Consider the following 22,445-nt stretch of genomic DNA (forward strand, 5'->3'; position numbering starts at 1 on the left):
CTGCGCGGGTTTTAGAAATGCTGTTAGCTATTGCTCTATCTCGGCTTTGCGCCTATCCTTCTGTTCTATTTCTTCCCGAATCATCCAAGAAGCAACTGCAATGATTTCCAAGCCTTCTTCATATGTAGGGGAGATGCGATCGCAAAGTGCTAACTTATCAATTCGCGCTTTTAAGGCTAGGTTACGCGATCGCGTCCTACCGATCATCCTAAAAAACTCAAACCCGCGCAGGCGGGTTTCGTCTGTGTAGCCGCGAATTCCATTCGCCCGGTTGATTATTTGCGCGATCGCCATCTGATATAGAGACAAAACCACAACACCGAAATCCGGTGTCTGACAGCCTTACTTTTTTTAAGCTTCCGGAAGCCTGCCTTAGCAGACTCTTCAATCAGCATTACAAGTAAGACATTAAGTATAAATGCTGTCATAAATTCACCTTCCAGCTCGTTTCTTACATCATCTCGATACGATGGCTGCGATCCAGTGTGTGTAACAGTTAGAGAAGTTATGACTTTGTGTATGAGTTGTATGAGTTTGGCAATTGGCACCGATTGAGGTGAGTAAAATAGACGAAAGATTTTTAGTAGCAATATGACAGGGCGATCGCTTCAGGCATCACCAGACGGCATTGAGAAAGCAAAAAGAGCTTTGAAACAGAAATCTTTGACTCAGATGGCTTTGGCAGAAGATTTAGGAATGAGTCGCCAAACTGGTGACAAATTCTTTAAAGGTAAGCGAATTGACCGCAACAATTTTAAGCAGATTTGTGAAAAGCTGGGTTTTGAGTGGGAAGAAATAGTCGCCCAGCCACCCAGAGAACCAGAAATAGCAGCTAATCAAGATAACAGCATTGATATCGCCGCACTGGTGCAAGAAGTACGCGAAAAGATAAAACCCAACATTCAAGAAGACTGCGGGACAATGCGGGTGCTGGATATGACTCACCCCATTGGGTTGAATGATATCTACACTAACGTCAACATTCTGGAGAAAATTACTGGGCGCACGCGCAAAGATATTTCTGAATTACTGCAAGAGTGCAACTTTGAGGATGTTGATCGCTTTGGACTGGGCAGAATCACTGAAGAACGAGTCCCAGGACTAGAGGCAGTCGAGAAATATACCAAGCTGATGATCTTGGGGAAGCCTGGGGCTGGCAAGACCACATTTTTGAAGTATTTAGCGATTCAGTGCAATCAGGGCGAGTTTCAGGCTGATCGCGTGCCAATTTTTATTACCCTCAAAGAGTTTGCTGAAGCCGCTAATAAACCAGGCTTATTAGAATACATCACTCAGCAATTCGCGAGTTGCGGGGTTGTAGAGACGCAATTAATCACGTCTCTACAAAATGTAATTAAACACAGCAGAGCATTGATTTTACTGGATGGGCTAGATGAAGTTAGAGAGGAAGACAATAAGCGCGTCTTAAAGGAGATTCGGGTTTTCTCCGATCAGTATCGTGAAAACCACTTTGTGATGACCTGCCGTATCGCAGCACGGGAATATACATTTGAGAAGTTCACAGAGGTAGAAGTTGCTGATTTTGATAGCGAGCAAATTGCTACCTTTGCAAGCAACTGGTTTAAGAATAAAGCTGTAAAATCAGAGACTTTTATCGAACGCCTCGAAGACAATGAGCGGATCAACGAACTCGCCACAAGTCCGCTGCTGTTAACGCTGCTATGTTTGGCATTTGAAGAATCAGGGGATTTTCCAGCGAATCGTTCTGAACTATACAAAGAAGGACTGGATGCATTGCTGAAAAAATGGGATGCCAAGCGCGGGATTCAACGCGCTCAAGTTTATAAAAAGTTATCAGTTCAGCGTAAGGAAGATTTACTCAGCAAAATTGCCCTGGCTACGTTTGAGCAAAGTGACTATTTCTTTAAACAGAAAGTAGCCGAGCAATATATTACAAATTACATCCGGAATTTACCTGGTGCTAATACTGATGAGGAAGCATTGCAACTGGACAGTGAGGAAGTTTTACGCTCAATTGAGCATCATCATGGTCTAGTAGTGGAACGAGCTAAAGCGATTTACTCGTTTTCCCATCTAACATTTCACGAGTATTTCACTGCTAGAGAAACTGTTGTTGTAAAACAGTCATCAGAAGAGGCGTTGCAAAGTCTAGTTAATCACATTACTGAAAAACGCTGGCGAGAAGTTTTCTTTCTAGCGGTTGGGATGTCGCCAAGTGCAGATCGGTTACTACAGTTAATGCAACATCAAGTTGATGGGATTGTAGCTACTGATGAGAAGTTGCAGCAGTTCCTAATGTGGGTAAGTAAGAAATCTCTGTCAGTCCAAATTCCATATAAGTATAAGTCAGCAGTCCGCGCTTTTTACGCCGCCCGCGCCCTCGACCTCGACCTCGACCTCGCCCTTGCCCTCCACCTCGACAGCGCCCTTGCCCTCCACCTCGACACGTCCCTTTACCTCGACAGCGCCCTCAACCGCGCCCTCGCCCTTGCCCTCCACCTCGACAGCGCCCTCAACCTCGACCACGCCCTCGACCACGCCCTCAACCTCGGCGGTGAGCCAGAACTAGAGAACTTGCTGCAACAACTTAGAGATCAATTACCTAAATTACCTAAATCGAAAGACTGGGCACCAAATAAGCAATGGTGGAAAGCAAACGCTATAGCTTGGGCTGAAAAATTAAGAGAAGTGATGATTAAGCATCGTAATATTGGTCACGATTGGCAGTTTAACGAAAACCAAATAAAATTACTTTCTCAGTATTACGATGCAATTTGGTTGCTGGTGCAGTGCCTAAATAGCGATTGTTATGTGAGCCGTGAGGTGCGACAGGAGATAGAGGATAGCTTGTTGTTACCCATTGCTGAGATTGAGAAGCGGAAAAGATGGTAACTGTAGTGCGATCGCATTCTTTCTCCACCTCGCCTAGAAAGTGCGATCGCATTTTTTACAATTCTTCCCGAACAGCGCGATCGCACATTGAAGATAGATTGTTTTACCTGTTTCAGGAATTGATACAGCTAATTAAGGCTTAATATCTCACCGAAAAAAGTTTTATTTTGCAGAAACTTTTTGAACCCACGAACTTCTAAGAAGGTATCAGTGAAAATACACAAAGTTCGTGAGTTCCCTATTTATGACTTCCTTAAACAACTTAAAGGCTGGCGTTTTGGTATTGATGGCTCTGGGCACATTTGCCGGTTCTGTTGGCGCTGTACCCATCAATGTTCCTGTCCCTACAGTCCCTCGTGCCAGCAACCCATCTCAGACCAAGACTGTAATTTCTTCTGGAGCTTCTATTCCTGTTAGATATGACGGAACGGCTGAAAAAATCTTGCTATCTCGAACCGAAAAAGTGCCTTTAACTTTAACAGTTTCATCAACGGTTAAAAGCAGTTACGGGACAACTTTGATTCCAGCAGGAACAAAGATTCTGGGTCAATTAGAACCCGCTGGTCAAGGCTCTCGATTTGTTGCTACACAAATTGTTCTCCCCTTAGATGGGACTCGGGCAATCAATGCCACTTCTCAAATTGTGACGAGAACTGAACAAATCAAAAAAGGTTCTAGAACTAACACAATTTTGAAAGGTGCCGCCTTGGGTGGAGCCGCTGCATCCGCGATCGCAGCACTGGTTGGCGACAAAGCGATCGCGACTGAAGAAGTCTTGGGTGGCTCAGGCTTGGGCGCTTTAGCTGGGCTATTTTGGGGACGCAAATCGGTTGATGTCATCTCCGTTAATCCCAGCCTTGATTTGAGGACTGTCACCCTGGGTTCTCAGCTGCCAGTCACAGTCGCTCTGCGCTAAACATTGATCGATCCCCCTAAATCCCCCTTAAAAAGGGGGACTTTGACTTTATTTCCCCCCTTTTTAAGGGGGGTTGGGGGGATCAAAACGGGACTTGCAAGTTCAAGAAGACTTGTGTGTACACAGTAACCACTTCGGAGAGGAGTTTTTTCCCCATCGCCCTCTATTTTTCCTTCGTAATGCACTAAATTAGTGCAATTGTCAAGAAACAAATTCAGCCGCAAAGCGTCTTGACCCTTATCCGTATAATTGCTGAGAGTGTTCCCTATGTCTCGCTTCAATCGCTGGAAATCAGGAACCGCTGCACTCATGGCATTGACAATGACCGCCGGTGCAGCTGCCCCCTTCGTCGTGCCTGCGCCTGCTGCTGCCCAATATTACGAATTTCCGCCTCCACCCGTCTCCCAAGTCAGCATTCCTTCAGGCACAACCCTCCCCTTGCGCTATAACAAGGCAAATAAAATCGTTGTGTCTCCGAAGGAAACGATGCCTTTAACGCTGACGGTGGCAACAAATGTCAGAAATACTCGCGGAACTATCTTAATTCCGGCAGGAACTCAGGTGATTGGTCAACTGCAACCCGCGACGAGAGGCGGTTCCCAGTTTGTTGCTAGAGAATTAGTTTTCAACAACGGGAAACGGCAGTATATCAATGCCTCTTCCAGAGTGATTACTCGCACCGAACAAGTTAGCCGGGGAACGAATACCAGTTCCATTTTGAAAGGTGCCGCCGTTGGTGGAGCCGCCGCAGCCGCAATCGGTGCTTTGACTGGAGACAGAGCGATCGCAACTGAAGAAATTTTGGGAGGTGCTGGTTTGGGTGCCTTAGGCGGACTGCTGTTAGGCAAAAAACGAGTTGATGTTGTTGTCGTTAACCCCAACACCGATTTAAATGTCACCCTGCGCTCGGCTCTAGCACTGCGCTAGCCTTTTTTCGAGCCGCTGCGCTAGCCTTTTTTCGAGCCAAGGTGTTTTATCTCGTTGTCTCCAAAAATAACGCTGTAGGGCAGGGTATACCCCTGCCCTACGTTTGTATAAGCGGTAAAGACGTTGAACGCAATGTCTCTACAATCTTTATAGGTTTTCTAAAAATTTTCCTGTTAGAGAGTTACGCGCTAGGCTTGCCTACACCGGGATTTGCCTCTTTCTTAACTTCAGGCACAATATCCGGGCGCTCTTTATCTTCCCAACCCACAGGGCGCTTAGAGTTATACCACGCAACGGAACCGATACTTACAGCGGCAATAAAACCTACCGCGTACACAGCAGTAGCAGAGACTGGAAAATGGGGCGTATTCGTAGCAACTTCCATCAATAAATGCATTCTTTGTAACCCTCTTATCGATTTTTGGTTATCGTACCAAAACTCAGGGGATCGTCTATCACCCCTGAGTTTGATCCCCATTGTTTTCGCGATCGCGCCTGAGAGTTAGGAAGTGGATTCTGACCGTGCCTAATTATTCCTTCCGCGCTGCTGGCGGAGCAGGAGGTGGGGCGGCATCCGCTGTTCTCCTCGGTGCCCGTGGAGCGGTTGGCGCAGAATTGTAAGTTCGTCTTCTCCTTGGCTGTGCAGTGCTAGAAGTAGAATCTGATGATGCCCTTCTGCGAACAGAACGCCGAACGGGTGCCGACTCCTGAGAGCTTGTGCTTGCTTGGCGACGAGAACGGCGGTAGCGACGGCTGCTATTGCTTGAACTCTCTTGGCTTTGAGAATTGGTACTTACTTGGCGGCGAGAACGACGGTAGCGAGGTCTAGATTCTTCTTGAGGCTGGACTTCTTGGCTGCGACGCCGTCTCCGCCGAGGCGCGCTCTCGGAGCTTTGGACGCTGCTAGTACGGTAGCGTCTACGCCGGGGAGTTTCTTCGCTAGAGCTATCATCGCTATCCGTAGGCCGACGAGATCGGCTACGCCGGGGTGTGTCATCGTCGTCACTGTTTTTGGAGATGATGCTTCCAGAGAAGATGCTTTTAGGCTTGATAGGCTTGATCGTGAGCTGGGCTTTACGTCCTTCCAGATCGGTGGGTCGATCTGGAAACTTCTCGACCGGGATATCTTTTACTACTTCCACCATGAATTTATTCCAGGTGTAAGCGGCTGTACTGCTCGCGCCCCAAGTCGGTTTGTTGTCATCGTTGCCCAGCCAGACACCTGCAACTATTTGGGGGATGTAGCCAATAAACCACAGGTCACGCGCCTCGTCCGAGGTGCCCGTTTTCCCAGCAACGGGTCGATCGTTTAGAGAGGCGGCGCGACCCGTCCCCTCATTCACGACACCCCGCAGCAACCAGGTCATAATCGCAGACGTATCTTCTTGGAGGACACGGTCGGGCTTAAACTTCGCTTCGTAGATAACGTTCCCGCGTCGGTCAAGAACGCGACGAATGCCGTAATTTTTGGTATGCATCCCTTTTGTCGCAAAGGTGCCATACGCACTGGTGAGTTCCAGCAGATTCACTTCAGAAGCACCGAGGGCGGTGGAATAGGTCGGCTTCAGTTCTGATTCAATGCCCATTTTGTGGGCAACATCGATCACCGTATCCCATCCCACATCGACCAAAACTTTGACAGCAACAGTATTGATTGAGCCAATCAGGGCATCACGCATGGAGATCCAGCCCCGGTACTCTTCGCTGTAGTTTTTGGGGGTATAGCCGTCTACTTTGTAGGGAGCGTCCAGGTAGCCGCGATAGGGCGTGAAACCGGCAGCCATTGCTGTCGTGTATACAAACGCTTTAAATGTCGAACCGGGCTGGCGCTGTGCCTGAGTAACGCGATTAAACTGTTGCTTATAAAAATCTTTTCCCCCGACCATTGCCCGAATCTCGCCGGTACGCGGATCGAGCGCCACAAGGGCGGCTTGCTCGAAGTTTTGACCGCGACCGCGGTTTTCAACGGTTTCGATAACGGCCTTTTCCGCCGCTTCCTGCCATTCTGGCTTCAGGGTGGTTTCTACTGTTAATCCTCCAGCCTTAATCGCTGCTGGCGAGACGTGCTTGGGCAGTTCTTGTTGGATGTATTCGGTGAAATAAGGGGCAAACCTTTCGAGCCGCTTAGGACGGCTGGGTTTTGTTATCAGGGTGTCAGCGATCGCTTTCTCGGCTTCGGCGGCTGTAATGAACCCTGCCTGCTGCATCTGTTGTAATACCAGATTGCGGCGCTCTTTAATCACTTGTGGATTTTTAATGGGCGAATATTGATTGGGTGCTGGTGGGATGGCGGCAAGTGTCGCCATTTCCGATAAGGTTAGTTCGTACACCGGCTTAGAAAAGTAAACCCAAGCCGCATCTGCCACGCCATAAGCACCTTCTCCCAAATAGACCAAATTTAAGTAACGTTCTAGAATTTGATCTTTGGTGTTTTCATTTTCGATTTTTTGAGCGGTTCGGACTTCCTTCAGCTTGCGCCAGACGCTACGCTCCTGATCGAGAAAAACCATCCTCGCCAGCTGTTGGGTGATGGTACTACCGCCTTCTACAACATCTCTTGCTATCAAGTTAGAAAAGGCTGCCCTTAAAACTCCCTGGTAATCAACTCCCTGGTGTTTGTAAAAGCGTCTGTCTTCTATCGCAATGAAAGCTTGAATTAGCTGCTTGGGAATTTTGTCAATTTTGAGGGTTTCGCGAGTCGCTGGGCCGATTTGTTGAAGTATTTTGTTGTTTGAGGCTTTGATCGTCAAAGTCTCTGGTCGCATCAAGGTTAAGGCATCGCTGGTATCGGGTAAGCTACTCTCCAGCGACCACGCAGCAGTCAAAAGCGCGATCGCTCCTCCTCCCACACCTAAACCAATCCAAAATCGACGCTGATGATGGAGTGGGTTTTCTCCAGTGAATGGCTTCTTGACAATTTTAGGAAGCTCCTGAGTGGAGAAGCGCTTCAGCCGCAAGAGATTTCGCTTCAATTCCCGACGATGTCGTGATGCGTCTGCGTGTCCTTCGTCTTGTTCCTTGCCATCAATCGGAGTATCGACTGGTTCTTCTTTATTACCTACAGGAGTCTCGACTGGTTCATTTGACACCCCCGCATTGAACTTGCCTGATAAATCCTTCAGTCTTGAGATGAACTTGGTCACGTCAACTCCTCAATCACCAAAAACTTCTGGCGCAAAATTCCCTGCTTATTGTTGCCTATTTTATGGCTTGAATCCGGGATCTGTGCCTACACAATGTGAACTTATTCGCTTTTTGTCAAATTGTTATTTTTTTATTCCGTCAAAGAATACACCTAAAGTCATCCAGTTCCAAGCTTTGTTCTAGACCTTGTTGGTTGATAGCTTAAGTAACTTCAAGAAATGGGGCAAATCTCAAGGCATTTTCTACCAAACTCCTAATTATCAGCTTCTTGCTCTCTGGCTGAGCTTATTAGAGGAGCGGACGTGGTATTTGATAAAAATCTAGCTTTGAGAGGAGCGGGTTAGCGCTGAAGTCGGCGATCCCCCCTGAAAAATGTTTGCCAAGAACATTTCTCAGGGGGATCGCTTTTTGGGAACTTATCTGGAAAACAGTAACTTCGGTTTGTAGCTCAAAATATCCTTCCTAAGACAGATGCACCCGCTGGGATCAGTATAAGCGATCGCCCTTCTGGTGCCAATCCATCATGGACAATTTGCTTAACGTTTGTGCGTAATCTTCAGCCACCAAGCAGATAAATACATAAGTTATGAAGATTGCGAGCAAAACTACTGGGTGCAGTAAGTTCTGTCAGTCAATTGATTGTTGATTTTATTTCGTTTTGGGTTGCTGTATTACCGCCTTATCGAGGTCAAGCGATGTTAATTGAAACAATTCTGACCGATACTATACTCTTTCTAAGAATTATCATCCTTGTTGTGGCTTCAGTGACGCTACACGAACTCGCTCATGGTATAGCTGCTTTAAGTCAAGGTGATGACACCCCCAAAAAAAGCGGACACATGACCTTGAATCCAGTGATTCACATGGGATGGGAGTCAATTATTTTTCTTTGCATTGCTGGTATGGCGTGGGGACAAATGCCTATCAATCCCGCACGCTTTCGCCATAAGAAAATTAGCAATATTTTGGTTTCTATCGCTGGCCCTTTATTAAATCTAGGCTTGGGCATTCTGTTTCTTTTAATTCTAAAATTGGATTTCAGTTTGTTCTCGACAAAAATTCTGAGTTCTGAATTTCTCTACCTGGGTGCGTCTATCAATTTGAGCTTGTTTCTCTTTAATATGCTGCCTATTCCTCCTCTGGATGGGTTTCATGTATTCAGTGAATTTTTCCCGTCATTAAAACCTTTAGAAAGTAGCCCTTTTGGATTATTAGCTTTAACAATCCTCTTGGTTAGTGGTTTTTCTTTAGGTCTGGGTTTTATCGCGAATGCAGTCATCTGTGCGGTTGTTCCCTCAATGCAGGGATGCCAAGTTGTATTTTAGATGGATGCACTGCTTCCATCAGACTTTAGTCTGCGTCTATACAGAATAAGCCTGCGGACGCAGGCTTATTGTTTTCTAGTCAATTCCGGATTTGAGATTCATTGAACACAATCTCTATTAACGAACCGCATTGGCGGAGCCTGCGCGTTAGCGCTTAGACGCCTTAGCGTTCGCGAAGCGGCGCGGATGCGCGTTAGCGCTATAGGACGCGAAGAAAGAGAAAGAAGAGAGATTACAAATCACTTCAGAACCCCGACTTCTTAAAGAAGTCGGGGTTCTCGCATTCACGAATCATATAGGACTGCTATAGTTAAATCTTATCTATAATTTTTTTTGCAAATCAATTGGCAGTAGCATGGATTTTGTGACGGGTTTGGGATTTTTGGCGGCAACTTTGACCACTGTAGCTTTTTTGCCTCAATTGTTTAAAGTATGGCAAACAAAATCAGCCAAAGATGTTTCCCTGGAAATGTTGATTATTTTCTGTTCGGGAGTGTTTTTGTGGTTGGTGTACGGTTTTTACATTCAATCTTTTCCGGTTATTGCTGCCAACTTGTTAACCTTAATTTTTAATCTGATAATTTTATCGCTTAAAATTAAATATGAATAGGATAATCTTTTAAGGTTTTACTTGCCTGTGATGTCTGGAGTTTTTGCCGCAGAACGTCTTTTATTTACACCCGCGACGCCTGACACCGACGCCATCCGAACTATATTTGCCTTCCCGAATGAGTACAGCGTTGGCATCACTAGCCTAGGCTATCAAGTGGTGTGGGCGTCTTTGGCAATGCGCTCCGATCTTGAAGTCAGCCGCCTATTTACAGATACTCATGAGCCGCGGCTGCGATCGCCTGAATTAGTCGGATTTTCCCTTTCTTGGGAATTGGATTATGTCAATATCCTCAATTTGTTGGAATTGCTAGAGATTCCGAATCGAGCATCTGCGCGTGATGACAATCATCCCCTCGTATTTGGAGGAGGACCCGTATTAACTGCCAATCCAGAACCTTTTGCTGACTTTTTTGATGTCATTTTGCTGGGAGATGGTGAAAATCTACTCGGCAATTTTATTGATACGTATAAAGAAGTTAGAAACGCTACCCGACAAGCTCAACTAAGGCGTTTGGCGCAAGTACCAGGAATCTATATTCCTAGTTTGTATCAAGTTGAATATCACTCGCCGGATGGCTCGATCCAGTCAATTTTGCCCGTAGATGCGGAGATTCCCGCCGTCATTGAAAAGCAAACCTATCGGGGAAATACGCTTTCCGCTTCCACTGTGGTGACAGAGAAGGCGGCGTGGGAAAATATTTATATGGTGGAAGTGGTACGGAGTTGCCCGGAAATGTGCCGCTTCTGTTTGGCGAGTTATCTAACATTGCCGTTTCGGACAGCGAGTTTGGAAACTTCGCTGATTCCAGCCATCGATCGGGGATTGGCGGTGACGAATCGGCTGGGATTATTGGGGGCGTCTGTTACGCAACACCCAGAGTTTGAAACCCTACTGGATTATTTGAGCCAGCCAAAGTACGACGATGTCCGCCTCAGCATTGCTTCGGTGCGGACGAATACGGTGACGGTACAGCTAGCTCAAACTTTAGCAAAACGAGACACGCGATCGCTCACCATTGCCGTAGAAAGCGGTTCGGAACGATTGCGGCAGATTATCAATAAAAAGCTGACGAATGAAGAAATCATCCAAGCTGCAATCAATGCCAAAGCAGGTGGATTAAGCAACCTCAAACTCTATGGAATGGTGGGAGTTCCGGGGGAGGAACCCGAAGATTTAGAAGCAACTGTGGCGATGATGCGATCGCTCAAAAAAGCCGCACCTGGGTTACGCTTGACACTCGGATGCAGCACTTTTGTCCCTAAAGCTCATACACCGTTTCAGTGGTTTGGAGTGAATCGGGACGCCGAAAAGCGGCTGAAAAGTTTAGAGAAGCAATTGCGCCGCGAAGGCATTGAGTTTCGACCGGAAAGCTATAATTGGTCAGCAATCCAAGCTTTAATATCGAGAGGCGATCGCCGACTTTCCCATCTTTTAGAACTGACGCGACACTACGGCGACTCTCTAGGCAGCTACCGCCGTGCCTTTAAAGAACTGCGAGGACAACTGCCGGATCTCGATTCCTACATCCACGCCAGTTGGTCGTTAGATCAAGTTTTGCCTTGGAACCACTTGCAAGGGCCATTACCAGTCGCAACCCTCCAGAAGCATCTAGCCGACGCTAAGGCTCATTTTCGGGAGGCTTCACCCTGCTTAACCTAGCCTACGGGGTGATTACGACCGTAAGGACACGGATAAGCCGATTCTGGCATTTTATGAAAACAGCGATCGCACAGATGTAGTTGTTAGAAAGTCCAGTGAGACTCTAAGAAGAGTTTTATTCTCCCAAGGCAGGCTAACAGATGGTATTCGTAAAACCTCAATTTAATCGTAAATTTGCTTTTAAACTCACTCTAGTAGGTGCAGGAGCGCTTTTGTGCTTGATTCCCTCTGTAGAAGCGATCGCCAAAACCGTAACTTCCACAGGTGCTGCGGCAGTTGAACCAACTGTTTTGGCAGCTCAACCGCAAGGTCGCACCCAGCGGGTTCGATTTGCAAAAGGGAAAAGCTCAGCAGTTGTAGAATACTCAGTCGTGCGAGGAACGAGAGATATTTATCTGCTGGGTGCCAAGGTACGCCAGAAAATGACGATCGGCATTACCTCTCTTGAAGACAACGCTGTTTTTGATATCGTAGCTCCGAATGGGCGAATTATTGCACAAGAGGCAACTAGCTGGAGCGGCACATTGCCTAGAAGCGGGGACTATAAGATCGTTGTTGGCGGGACTAGAGGAAACGCCAGTTACAGAATGCAAGTGGGAATTAAATAATCGTTCCATTTATCAGATTTTCCCCCACCAGACGCTGTACTGGTGGGGATTTTTTTTTATAAATTGAATAGAGCAAGCAACCAAGGATAAGCAGATGTTAAAACAAGCTTTGGCGGGCGTAGGAGCATTTTTATTCCTGACCTCTTCGGTGTACGCTGGAGAACAGAGTGCCGAGAGCGATCGCTTTGAATTTTCCCTGCAAAACACAGCAGAAATTCTCCAGGTTAAACCCTTATCAACTTCCAATTCGATTGAACTTGCTCAACTTCTGAACACCCGCTGCCCACCGAATACATCTTTATACCGTGCTGCTGAAACTAGAAATTATTTCGCCCATATCTGTGCGGCTAAGGGGGGTACTTTAGCCTTTGTTGGGGGTGCCAAAAATGGAACCCAAAACAGCATTAATGTGACGATTCCTAGTAACAGTAGTGGTCAGTTTGTTGCTGTTCAAGGTAATACCCGTTATATTCTTACCCAAAGCCAGCTACGCATTATTCAAGGGAATCAAACCATCGTTAATGAAAGAGTGTTGCGATGGACTCAATAACGATGATTAGAGGAATAAATTAAATGCAATCAACATCTGAGTATTTTTGTGCCTATTGCGGCGAACCAAACGTTACATTTGTTGACCTAAGTGCTGGGGGTCAGCAGTCGTATATTGAAGATTGCCAAGTTTGCTGTCGCCCAAATATTCTCTACATCCGATTTGATGAAGAAACCCTTGACATTGAAATCGATAGCGAATACGAAGGCTAAAAATCAAGATTTATTGCTTCCTGCCTAGTTTACTCGCAAAAGATTTCTGGGATTTCTGGAAATGCCTTGCGCCCTTCTGAAGATAAAACTATCGACAAACAGATAGTTCCCCAAAAAACAACCGTAATCTTACGGTTATTATCTTACAAAGAAGGTCAAATTAATGGTATTTACGAAATCTGAATTCAATTGCAAACAGGCTTTGAAATTAGCTTTAGCTAGCACAGGAGCATTATTATTCTTAGCACCTTCAGTAGGTGCTGTACAACTAACTGAAAAAAGTGCCGAGAAGGTTGCTTTCACTTCTCAGCAACCTGCATCTCAAACTTTATCGACTTCCCACTCTATCGAACTAGCTCAAACAGAGGTGGGTTGTCATAGAGATGAAAGTACTTTCGTTGCTGCTGAAACGAAAAACTACTTAGTGTATATTTGCGGCGGAGATAATCCCCACACTTATGTCGGTTATGCCAAGAATGGGCGTGGTGGTATAACTGTTCCTCTTACTTCTTACAACCGTAATGTATTTACGGCTAAAAACGGTCCGTACACTTACACGGTGGACATGAGTAAGAGTCAGCTCGTTATTAAGCTCCCAAATGGCAGACGTTCTATTGAAAAGTTAATTAATAGTTTGGAGTAATACTATAGCAGCAACTCTCACTATTTAGTTGTTAGTTTTGTTTCAGGCATAATAGTGGGTGTTCAGCTTTTAGTTTTAGTACGAAAATTCATTTTTTCAGCTAATCCTTAAACAAAACGATTACTCACTTGATTACGCTCTGTCAAAGGAAGAAAATGAAATGGCATCCGTGAAACTTGGATTGAATGGCAAACAAGCATTGAAACTCGCTTTAGCAAACGCGGGAGCATTATTATTTTTAGCACCAACAGTACAAGCAGCAGAACTCACAAAAAGTGCTTCCGGTGCAAGCGATCGCCCAATCCAAATAGCTGCTTCTAACGATTGCATCAACGACATCGCAGAAGGTTTCTCTGTCGAAACAACCAATCATTATGTAGGGATTTGTTACACTCGCAAAGGCACCTTCTACGTGGGTCGTGCGAAGAATGGCAAAGGTAGCATTCTTCTCCCTGTTTCTTCTCCAAAGAGGAATGTTTATGTCGCCAAAAACGGTCGGTACACTTATACTCTAAATTTGAATACGAATCAATTAATTATTACCTTGCCTAATGGCAGACGTTCTATCGAAAGGGTAGTCAAAATTATCGATTCCTAATTTTTTACCTGATGACTTTTTAATTTTGATTGAATCCCTGCCTTTTCACACCCAAATGAGGACATTTGGGTGTTTTTTCACGATTACGAATGAGTTTCCCGCGTCTGTCCCTCGATGACAGCACTCCAGTCGTCGTTATTCACTGCCGCTTCTAGCTTTTGCTGCCTCTTGGCATCACTTTCCTCGGCATCTGCCAGATCCTTAGTGAGCGTGCTATCTGCCATCGCCTTGCGAAGTTTGAGCTTTTTCTCCTCATAGGCGTTGCGCTCTTCGGGCGACATGGCTGCTTTTGCAACTTCGCCCACCGTGCTAGCCCACATCTCACTGACCTCAGCGTTACCAGGCGGAACGCTGCCGAGTTCGGAAATCCACGCCTCTCGCAAATTTTCCATGTCCGTGCGTTTCGGGAACTTGAACGCCTGCACCCGCACAAACGCGCAAGTTTCTCTCCCATTTTGAGCGACATGACCATTCAGGGAAAGCAGTACATTCCGCGAGTAGCCGATATATTGCGTCTGGTATTGGGTATCTAACACAGCGTACACCCCAGCGATTTTCGCATTCTGGACGCGATCGCACCAACTCTGAAGCGGTAGCACTTCAGTTCCATCGTTTTCGAGATCGACAGGAGTCGCTATCTCAGGGGCACCGTGTTCGTCGTCGGAGCTATACAAAAAGTCGTGCAGCCCCCGGTGCCCTTCGGGTACATTTTGGTGTTCAACGGGCACATTCTGGTTTGTCTCCACCTGAATTAGTCTCCATTCAATGAATTTGCTACCGGGAGTCAGCCAATCCTGGGATTTATCCACTCCCGATAACTTGTTTATAGTTTAGGGCGTGGGCAGTGGTGATTTGAGTCCCGCTTAGTATGACTTAGTTGAACGGGTGGTTTGCATATAGCTCAACAGCCAATTCGCCGCTGTTGCCCGACGAGTCTGTCTGGGACCAAATTCACCTAATTTGTAGCCTTTAAAGCCGAGTTGTTCTTTTAGTAGCTGCTTGTTTTCTGCCGGAATCGAGCGAGTTAGCTTCACCGTTGGTGGACGGTTCTCAATAAAATCAGGCGGTTGTGGATATTCATCTCGCCATTCTGGGGGAACTTCGCTCGCGTCCCATTGATTCGCCCCTGTGTCGTAGCGATAACCCAAGCATTGCCACACCAGTTGGTTCACTGTGGCATCATCAATTTCATCGTTCAGGATAGCCCAAATCGTTTCGGTATTCAGCGGCGGTAAGTTAGACATGAGAATGAACAATTAACAACAAAAGCTGTATCAATAAAATACAACTTTTTTCCTTGGCTAAATATCTCTGGAGAATTCCATTCGCACTTTTTACAAAAATGGTGCGCTCTCACGGCTGTTAACTTGCCAAAAGTTGATTTCTTCTGTTAAGCGTTGATTCTTCCTGGGTGTGCCACACGGGAATCTCAATACAAAATTCTGTTCCTTGTCCAGGTACCGATACGCAATTAAGCGAACCTTTGTGCTTCTCTACTACAATCTGATAGCTAATGGATAACCCTAGCCCAGTACCTTTACCGACAGGCTTGGTGGTAAAAAATGGCTCAAATAATCGGGCTTTAACATCTTCATTCATGCCCTGCCCGTTATCAGCAATCCGCACAATAATCGTATTGGAAGAAGTCAGTTCTGTGCGAATCAAAATTTGACTGGGTTTGTTGAGTAATTCATCCGAACTGCGAACCCCCGAAATAGAACCTTTATTTAGGATTTCGCTACTGTAACGCTCTAACTCATCAATCGCATTGCCGAGCAAATTCATAAATACCTGGCTCATTTGCCCTGGGTAACATTCCACCAAAGGTAAATCAGCATACTCTTTAATCACTTCAATTTCTGCATGGTTGCCATGTGCTTTTAGTCGGTTTTGCAAAATCAGCAGGGTATTATCAATCCCTTCGTGAAGGTTCACCTGCTGCATAACCTGTTCATCATTGCGAGAAAAATTTCGCAACGATAGCACAATCTGATGAATACGCTTTGCCCCTATTTCCATTGAAGACATCACTTTAGGGAGATCTTCTCTGAGAAAATCTATGTCGATTTCTGCGATTTTTTCTTGCATCAAGCAGCTAGGATTGGGGCACTCTTGCTCGTAAAGCGTCACTAAATCCAGCAAATTTTGCACATAGTCAACTGCATAATTTAGGTTCCCATAGATAAAGCTAACAGGGTTGTTGATTTCGTGAGCCACCCCTGCTACCAAACATCCCAAATTGGACATTTTTTCTTTTTCAACGAGTTGGGATTGGACTTGTTGCAGGTCGTGCAAAGCTTGCTCTAAATGCTTTGATTGAGCAACAGCTTGGGCAGCGGTGGCACAACTTTGCTCGTAGAGTTCCGCTTGATGAATATTAAGGGCGAGTTGTTCAATATCACTTTCTTGTTGATATTGGCTCACCACTGCATCTAGAGCCTCAAGCAGGTTGGTAGAAGACTCTGTAAGAATGTAACGTAGATGCGGATTGTCGGAGGTTAGTTCTTCAGGGGTTGCTTGGGCGATCGCTCTTGCTTGCGCGATATATTGGCGTATGTGCTGGTCTAAATTTAGCGGTGGCTTAAAGTACATTGACCAAACAACGGGTGATGGTTGACCTGGTAGTTTCATCTCCGGATTGCCCTCGATTAAACCACTATGCGACCGTTCCATCAAATCCAGGTCAGCTTGCAAAGTAGAGCGCAATTTCTCTTGCTCGGCAATATCTTTTGTACAGACCAGTCTTAAGGCGAACAGTGCCGTGCGTTGAGATAACATCCGCTGACGACCACTGATATTAACCACCGCTGCGTTAATTTCCCGCACTGTATTAATTTCGTTTAAATGTAAATAATTAGCCAAGACAAGTACCGGCAATAATTCAAATAACCCTAAAGATTGCGGAATTATACCATTAGCCGTTTTTTTTGTCATGGTACTTGTTAGATTTTTTTGAAGTGAAAAGCAAAAAAACCGCGAATCTACTGTATAGTCACGTAAATCTATGACTAAGTTCCAGTTTACTTGTAATTTAAAGATGCAGCTTTGACTTCCTCCGAATTATTGCTTGGCTAGTACTGAAAAACTATGAACCAAAGCGGTACCAAATTTAGTGCATTTTTATACGGATTAAAAAAATTAGCGTCACTTAAAGGCCTTCGTGAATCTCAACCAGCTTCATCTCAGCTTCATCTAACCATGAGAAATTTCACAAATTCAAGACAATTTGCTGAATTCTATCTGCCTTTTAATTGATAGAGGCGTCAGATTTCAAGAAGGTCTCGGATATAATTATTGGTCTAAACCAGGTTGCCATAAATAAAATTCACAGAATCGTTAATTTCGTGGGCGATATCGGCAACTAGACAGCAGAGGCTGGGCATTTTTTCGGTTTAAATTCAGTTGCGTTTAGGTTCGTTGTAACTGTTTTACTGACTACAAACAAGGCTTGGGGAGCAAAACGGAACTGGCAGTTCAAGAAGACTTGTGTATACACAGTAGCTCAAAGAATAAAGAACCCCAAGAGATAGCTTTCTTGGGGTTCCGGGAAATTATGGAAATTTAGTGGACATGATATGACTCAGCAGCGGGGGAGGCGGGAAGTTTTTAGCGATTACTGATTACCGATTCCCTTGCCCCAACTCGGATGTGCGAATCATTCCTCAGCCTTAGCACCTAGACGGAGGAAGACTTTACTGCGGCGAACCCCGTCATCGCTGCCGTAGCTGCTAAAGGCAAGCGAATTTAGCTCGTTAAATAACGGTTTTGCCACCAGTTCCACCACTCTGACAATGGGCAGCTGACGCTCTAAAAACGCCTGACTAGATGCCCAGTCTAGATACAAATAGCCGTTATTTGGCTGGGGTAAAGAGGTGATGTTTGCCTGGAAGCGATCGCTCTTGACGAGAGAATTATCAGGAGCCTTAATCGCTTGATTCATTGCTTCGATCGAAGTGGTGAAAATCTCGTATTTGCCAATACTGGCGTGAACTCCTTTCACCTGTGCCTCTAGCTTGACTGAATCTTGGTCTTCACCCTGATTCTTATCGGCAGTGGTTGTGAGTTGTGTCCAGGCAGAGATCGGTTGATTCTCCAGGGTAAATGAGCTAACGCTCAACCCTTGCTGTTTGGCAACAGCGTCTAGACGATCGATTGCCGCCTCTGCTTTTGTCGTTGCTGATTTCTCGGCGACAAAAATCCAATCTGAATCTTTGCGGTCGGCACGAGGTAGCATTCCTAAAGCGTACTCGCCTTGCACCCAACTAAAGATATCTTGCTTTAAATCAATGCCCCAACGAGCTTGGAGATTCGCGATGGGTTGATCGATCAGTTGGACAAGGCTATCATCGCTATCTAATCCAGAAGTGAGTTGAGTCCACAGTTGCTCTAAGTTACTCCCAGAAGCTGCGATCGCTATTTTCTCTGGTAGATACTGCAACGCTCCGACTGGTTGAGATAGGCTGGGAGTTGTCGGGGGGATTTCCTGTCCGGTAGCCGCTAATAAAGCGGTTTCTGCCAGCAATCCTTGAGTTTTTGGAGAGATGGCGATCGCTAAACTCTCATAGGTTGGGTCAATTTCCATCTGTGAATTGTTCCCCAGCAACTTCGCCAGCGCGGGTAGATTCACATAAGTCAGACCAATTTTCGGCTGAGAGATGCTTTCGATTGCCCGCTGATAAGAAGTTGAATCGCTGAGGCTGAGATTGGGCGCTTGCACATTATTAATGGCTTCTTTCAGCACCCTAGGATTATTGGCAAACAACACAAAGCGATCGCCAACAACTGCGGTAGCAACCGAGTTTTGAGCTGAGGCGCGGTTTATTGCGTCTTTTGGCAATGCCGATCTATCGCGGTTGTAAAAGCCTTTATTTCCAGCATCTTGAGTTTTGACGACCGACTCTTGATTCTTATAAATCAGCTTGACACCTTTATAAGTCTCAAAGACTAAATCTGTCTCAACATTTGCTTGCTTCTGCCAGAACAAATCCACAAACTCGCGGCTGCGTTGCGGATTTTTGGTGGTGACAGCCAGTAGCAGCCCGCGCTGCTCTCCATTGTCACGGGTGCGATCGATATCTAAGCTGGTGAGAGCCAGCGTGATTTCATCCCCCAGCCAGGGTTGGATATCTCGGCGATAGTCCAGATCCGTGTTCGCGAGTAAGCTTTGTTTAAATTGGTTGAGTTCTGCACGCGATCGCTTGCGGTTCGCGGGACGCGCTACAGCCTGCCGCAACCCTTCCAACCGATCTGGATTCACAAGCAATGACACCATTACGGGTGCCTTTTTCGGCACAAATATGGTGGCAGATGGGTTCGTCACCTCCCCACCCCCTAGAAGGGCGAGAGGACTGTTTGCCCTCAGCCAGTAAAAGCCACCGGCACCAATTAACAGCAGCACTAAAACGCCAGCTGCCAGAACGTAGAAAAACGAGCGTCGCTTCATGGTGAAATGTAGACCTTGGGTGAGCGCGATTCAGCTAAGAACACTAATCCCGATGCCAGAACCTATTATTTCAGCTCATCGGACTGCCAACTATTAAAATCTTAGTTAATCTCCAGCGTTGCACAACCTCATGTCTGCTCAATCTTTTCGCCAAGATATTCCCCAGATTAGCGTAGAAGAACTTGCCAGCCGTCTTGCCGATTCCCCTGAGAGTCTGCAATTGGTGGATGTGCGAGAACCACAGGAAGTTGCGATCGCCAGCATTGAGGGTTTTGAAAACCTCCCTTTGTCGGAATTTGCCGACTGGGCTGACCAAATCCACGCCCAGTTCGATCCGCACGCCGAGACGTTGGTCCTCTGCCATCATGGCATCCGTTCGGCTCAGATGTGCCAGTGGCTCCAAATGCAAGGCTTCACCAATGTCAAAAATGTTGCTGGTGGCATCGATGCCTACTCGCTCCGAGTTGATCCGACGATTTCCCAATACTAACGATCCCAGTGCAAAACTATCTTGAAGCTGAAACCTCTTCCCCAACCCCTTTCCTGCAACAAGAGGACAAGAATTCTCTTTCTTCCCTACTAAGGACAAAGGCTGGGGCTAGATTTTTTAATTAAATACGGTTCACGATATTGTTTTAATTTTTACTAGCGAAATAAGTATTTAGAGGTTTTGGCTGACAAACTTCAATGCAGTCGAGTAGACTACAGACAATCCTGATAGAGACTGTGGACTCTAGAGTTACGGGTAGCGATAATGTCCTAACTCTGCGATCGATCGTCATGATATGTCTAAGGTTGGAGTTCGGCGGCTGTTATGCTTCTACTGGCTGGGTGTGGCGAACCGGCAGGCAGAAGGCAGCATCTGCTATTCTGTTTTAACCTATCCTATTTTAATCGGCTGCTTGCTTGACAAGAGCGCCGGACTTACTGAGAAATTCATCATCAGAAGTCCAGGAATTTCCAATTGTTTTTAAAACCCTATCCAATTCGGCTTTCGTTTAAATGGCTAGGCAAGTAAGTCTGACTGACCGTCAACAACGTATTCTCTGGGCAACTGTCCGTCACTATATTGCGACGGCTGAGCCAGTCGGCTCAAAAGCTTTGGTAGACGAGTATAATCTGTGCGTCAGTCCAGCGACGATTCGCAATGCAATGGGCGTCTTAGAGAAAGCGGGGTTGCTCTATCAACCCCATACCTCGGCTGGACGGGTTCCCTCTGACTCTGGCTATCGAATTTATGTCGATCAATTAATTAAGCCTTCTGAAGCCTTGGGGCGTCAGGTAGAGCAGTTATTCACAGACCGTTTGAACTTGGAACATCAGAGTTTCGAGACTGTGTTGCGGGGTGCAGCGCAAATTCTGGCAACGCTCAGCGGTTATATTACCCTGATCACGATGCCGCAGACTCGGACTAATCGTTTGCGGCATTTGCAACTGGTGCAGCTCGATCCGGGAAGGGTGATGCTGATTGTGGTGACGGATTCTTATGAGACGACTAGCGTCTTAATGGAGTTACCGCTCTCAGAATCGGAGGATGAGCAACCGGACGCAGAAATTGTAGATCGGGAGTTGCAAATTTTATCGAATTTTCTGAATAGCCACTTGCGGGGGCGATCGCTCAGTGAATTGGTAACTTTAGACTGGAGCGAACTAGACCGAGAATTTCAACGATATGTCGATTCTTTGCGAAATCTGCTCTCCGACTTGATCCGTCGCACTTCTCAACCTGCCATAACCCCAATTATGGTTCGCGGCGTCGCTGAAGTATTGCGTCAGCCAGAATTTTCCGAGTTACAGCAAGTGCAGACGCTTATACACCTATTGGAAGAGGAACAAGACCAGCTGTGGCCTTTAATCTTTGAATGGCCTAGACCAGATGTCACGGCTATCTCAGATGTACCTTCTGGTTCGCGGGTGACGGTGCGGATTGGTTCGGAAAATCCTTTAGAACCGATGCGTACCTGTACGCTGATTTCTGCAACTTACCAGCAGGGTTCAGTACCCGTGGGAAGTGTGGGGGTTTTGGGGCCAACGCGGATGGTGTACGAAAATGCGATCGCACTCGTTGAAGCTGCCGCCGATTATCTCTCTGATGCTCTTACGCAACCCGCTTAATTTAGAAAACGGCTACCCAATAGCTAATCGCGATTAGCTATTGGGTAGCCGTTCACTACGAACCACGAACGATAAATATGGCTAATTTCGATTAGCTCTAATTTTTACTTTTCATTTTTCATTGATATGGTTAGAAAAGTTGGCTTTTGGTCGCTTTGGGCAGCATTTATTACCTATGCCTTTCTATTAGCGCCTCCTGAACAACCAGGCACTTTTGAACTGATAAAAAATCTCTCTACAGGTCAATGGACGGGGATTAACCCCCTAGTTGTCGCTCTATTCAATCTGCTGGGCATCGTACCGATGATTTACGCCTGCCTAATGTTGATTGATGGCAAACAGCAAAAGGTAAAAGCTTGGCCTTTTTCGGCGTTCTCTTTTGGAGTCGGAGCGTTTGCTTTGCTACCTTATTTAGCACTGCGAGAACCCAACCAGGAATTTCACGGAGAAAAGAATTTATTTCTAAAAATACTCGATTCCCGGTGGCTTGGTTTTTTGCTAACATTCGGTGCTGGGAGTTTGGTTGTATATGGCTTATTGGGCGGGAATTGGGCAGATTATATTCAGCAGTTCCAGACAAATCGCTTCGTTCATGTCATGAGTTTGGATTTCTGCCTGCTGTGGTTAATATTTCCCGCACTTCTGGGAGATGATATGGCGCGTCGGGGAATCAAGAATTCTACACTTTTTTGGATAGTAGTGCTGATTCCTTTGTTTGGGGCTTTAGCTTATCTTTGCCTGCGTCCTCCCTTACCAGAAACTAATGCCGAAGCTTTCTCCACGGAACGGCAACCCGCACAATCTAGAAATTAAAATTT

Annotated in this window: 23 protein-coding genes; 16 read left to right on the forward strand and 7 right to left on the reverse strand. The window is 46.1% G+C overall.

Annotation, left to right across the window (positions count from 1 at the left end; all coding sequences use genetic code 11):
- Window positions 1–27: 27 nt before the first annotated feature.
- Window positions 28–315 carry a hypothetical protein gene (locus tag NDI33_RS07655; RefSeq protein WP_190677269.1) on the reverse strand — a complete coding sequence of 96 codons (288 nt, stop codon included), beginning with the start codon at window positions 313–315 and terminating at the stop codon, window positions 28–30.
- A gap of 276 nt (window positions 316–591) precedes the next feature.
- On the opposite strand from NDI33_RS07655, the gene NDI33_RS07660 reads away from it, so the two are divergent.
- The 4 genes from NDI33_RS07660 to NDI33_RS07675 all read left to right on the forward strand — a co-directional run bounded on the left by NDI33_RS07660 (window position 592) and on the right by NDI33_RS07675 (window position 4,717).
- Entirely contained in the window at window positions 592–2,874 is a 2,283-nt protein-coding gene (locus NDI33_RS07660) for an NACHT domain-containing NTPase (RefSeq protein ID WP_190677273.1), read from the forward strand.
- Entirely contained in the window at window positions 2,868–3,017 is a 150-nt protein-coding gene (locus tag NDI33_RS07665) for a hypothetical protein (RefSeq protein WP_190677276.1), read from the forward strand. Before NDI33_RS07660 ends, NDI33_RS07665 begins: the two co-directional genes overlap by 7 nt.
- Before the next feature lie 101 nt (window positions 3,018–3,118).
- Window positions 3,119–3,790 (forward strand): hypothetical protein, encoded by a 672-nt coding sequence (locus tag NDI33_RS07670; RefSeq protein ID WP_206753689.1) that lies wholly within the window; start codon window positions 3,119–3,121, stop codon window positions 3,788–3,790.
- 267 nt (window positions 3,791–4,057) lie between these two features.
- Window positions 4,058–4,717 (forward strand): hypothetical protein, encoded by a 660-nt coding sequence (locus tag NDI33_RS07675; protein WP_190677280.1) that lies wholly within the window; start codon window positions 4,058–4,060, stop codon window positions 4,715–4,717.
- Between the two features lie 181 nt (window positions 4,718–4,898).
- On the opposite strand, the gene NDI33_RS07680 is transcribed toward NDI33_RS07675, so the two are convergent.
- Complete coding sequence (locus NDI33_RS07680) at window positions 4,899–5,114, reverse strand: hypothetical protein (protein ID WP_190410367.1); 216 nt, start codon at window positions 5,112–5,114, stop codon at window positions 4,899–4,901.
- Between the two features lie 133 nt (window positions 5,115–5,247).
- A complete protein-coding gene (locus NDI33_RS07685) occupies window positions 5,248–7,860 on the reverse strand; it encodes a PBP1A family penicillin-binding protein (protein WP_190677281.1) in 2,613 nt (870 codons plus the stop codon).
- A gap of 636 nt (window positions 7,861–8,496) precedes the next feature.
- Here NDI33_RS07685 and NDI33_RS07690 point away from each other — a divergent pair.
- From NDI33_RS07690 to NDI33_RS07725, 8 genes are all read left to right on the forward strand, one after another.
- A complete protein-coding gene (locus tag NDI33_RS07690; protein ID WP_199302536.1) occupies window positions 8,497–9,186 on the forward strand; it encodes a site-2 protease family protein in 690 nt (229 codons plus the stop codon).
- Between the two features lie 355 nt (window positions 9,187–9,541).
- On the forward strand, window positions 9,542–9,796 hold the full coding sequence (locus NDI33_RS07695) for a SemiSWEET transporter (protein WP_190410369.1): 255 nt from the start codon (window positions 9,542–9,544) through the stop codon (window positions 9,794–9,796).
- 27 nt (window positions 9,797–9,823) lie between these two features.
- Window positions 9,824–11,458, forward strand: coding sequence for a radical SAM protein (locus tag NDI33_RS07700; protein WP_190526093.1), 1,635 nt, complete (start codon window positions 9,824–9,826; stop codon window positions 11,456–11,458).
- A 140-nt stretch (window positions 11,459–11,598) separates the two neighbouring features.
- On the forward strand, window positions 11,599–12,066 hold the full coding sequence (locus NDI33_RS07705; RefSeq protein WP_190410371.1) for a hypothetical protein: 468 nt from the start codon (window positions 11,599–11,601) through the stop codon (window positions 12,064–12,066).
- 94 nt (window positions 12,067–12,160) lie between these two features.
- On the forward strand, window positions 12,161–12,616 hold the full coding sequence (locus NDI33_RS07710; protein WP_190677283.1) for a hypothetical protein: 456 nt from the start codon (window positions 12,161–12,163) through the stop codon (window positions 12,614–12,616).
- 23 nt (window positions 12,617–12,639) lie between these two features.
- Window positions 12,640–12,828 carry a CPXCG motif-containing cysteine-rich protein gene (locus tag NDI33_RS07715; RefSeq protein WP_190410373.1) on the forward strand — a complete coding sequence of 63 codons (189 nt, stop codon included), beginning with the start codon at window positions 12,640–12,642 and terminating at the stop codon, window positions 12,826–12,828.
- A gap of 163 nt (window positions 12,829–12,991) precedes the next feature.
- The gene (locus NDI33_RS07720; protein WP_190677285.1) at window positions 12,992–13,471 is read left to right on the forward strand and encodes a hypothetical protein; all 480 of its coding nucleotides are present in this window, start codon (window positions 12,992–12,994) and stop codon (window positions 13,469–13,471) included.
- 160 nt (window positions 13,472–13,631) lie between these two features.
- On the forward strand, window positions 13,632–14,069 hold the full coding sequence (locus tag NDI33_RS07725) for a hypothetical protein (protein WP_190677287.1): 438 nt from the start codon (window positions 13,632–13,634) through the stop codon (window positions 14,067–14,069).
- Between the two features lie 83 nt (window positions 14,070–14,152).
- On the opposite strand, the gene NDI33_RS07730 is transcribed toward NDI33_RS07725, so the two are convergent.
- The 4 genes from NDI33_RS07730 to NDI33_RS07745 all read right to left on the reverse strand — a co-directional run bounded on the left by NDI33_RS07730 (window position 14,153) and on the right by NDI33_RS07745 (window position 19,512).
- Window positions 14,153–14,815 carry a GIY-YIG nuclease family protein gene (locus NDI33_RS07730; protein WP_190677380.1) on the reverse strand — a complete coding sequence of 221 codons (663 nt, stop codon included), beginning with the start codon at window positions 14,813–14,815 and terminating at the stop codon, window positions 14,153–14,155.
- A gap of 117 nt (window positions 14,816–14,932) precedes the next feature.
- Complete coding sequence (locus NDI33_RS07735; protein ID WP_190677289.1) at window positions 14,933–15,313, reverse strand: DUF1823 family protein; 381 nt, start codon at window positions 15,311–15,313, stop codon at window positions 14,933–14,935.
- Between the two features lie 118 nt (window positions 15,314–15,431).
- Window positions 15,432–17,003, reverse strand: coding sequence for an ATP-binding protein (locus NDI33_RS07740; RefSeq protein WP_190677291.1), 1,572 nt, complete (start codon window positions 17,001–17,003; stop codon window positions 15,432–15,434).
- A gap of 721 nt (window positions 17,004–17,724) precedes the next feature.
- On the reverse strand, window positions 17,725–19,512 hold the full coding sequence (locus NDI33_RS07745; RefSeq protein ID WP_190677293.1) for a DUF3352 domain-containing protein: 1,788 nt from the start codon (window positions 19,510–19,512) through the stop codon (window positions 17,725–17,727).
- Between the two features lie 130 nt (window positions 19,513–19,642).
- Between NDI33_RS07745 and NDI33_RS07750 the strand changes: the two genes are divergently transcribed.
- The 4 genes from NDI33_RS07750 to NDI33_RS07765 all read left to right on the forward strand — a co-directional run bounded on the left by NDI33_RS07750 (window position 19,643) and on the right by NDI33_RS07765 (window position 22,440).
- Window positions 19,643–20,002, forward strand: coding sequence for a rhodanese-like domain-containing protein (locus NDI33_RS07750; RefSeq protein ID WP_190677294.1), 360 nt, complete (start codon window positions 19,643–19,645; stop codon window positions 20,000–20,002).
- A 197-nt stretch (window positions 20,003–20,199) separates the two neighbouring features.
- Complete coding sequence (locus tag NDI33_RS07755) at window positions 20,200–20,391, forward strand: hypothetical protein (RefSeq protein WP_190677296.1); 192 nt, start codon at window positions 20,200–20,202, stop codon at window positions 20,389–20,391.
- Window positions 20,392–20,514: 123 nt separating this feature from the next.
- Window positions 20,515–21,627, forward strand: coding sequence for a heat-inducible transcriptional repressor HrcA (gene hrcA, locus NDI33_RS07760; protein ID WP_190677298.1), 1,113 nt, complete (start codon window positions 20,515–20,517; stop codon window positions 21,625–21,627).
- Between the two features lie 126 nt (window positions 21,628–21,753).
- Window positions 21,754–22,440: a DUF2834 domain-containing protein gene (locus NDI33_RS07765; RefSeq protein WP_190677300.1), complete on the forward strand. Its 687-nt coding sequence runs from the start codon at window positions 21,754–21,756 to the stop codon at window positions 22,438–22,440.
- The last annotated feature ends 5 nt before the right edge of the window (window positions 22,441–22,445 follow it).

Origin of the sequence: Trichocoleus sp. DQ-A1, from assembly GCF_039961955.1 — a bacterium.
In the GTDB taxonomy this organism is placed as follows: domain Bacteria; phylum Cyanobacteriota; class Cyanobacteriia; order Cyanobacteriales; family FACHB-T130; genus FACHB-T130.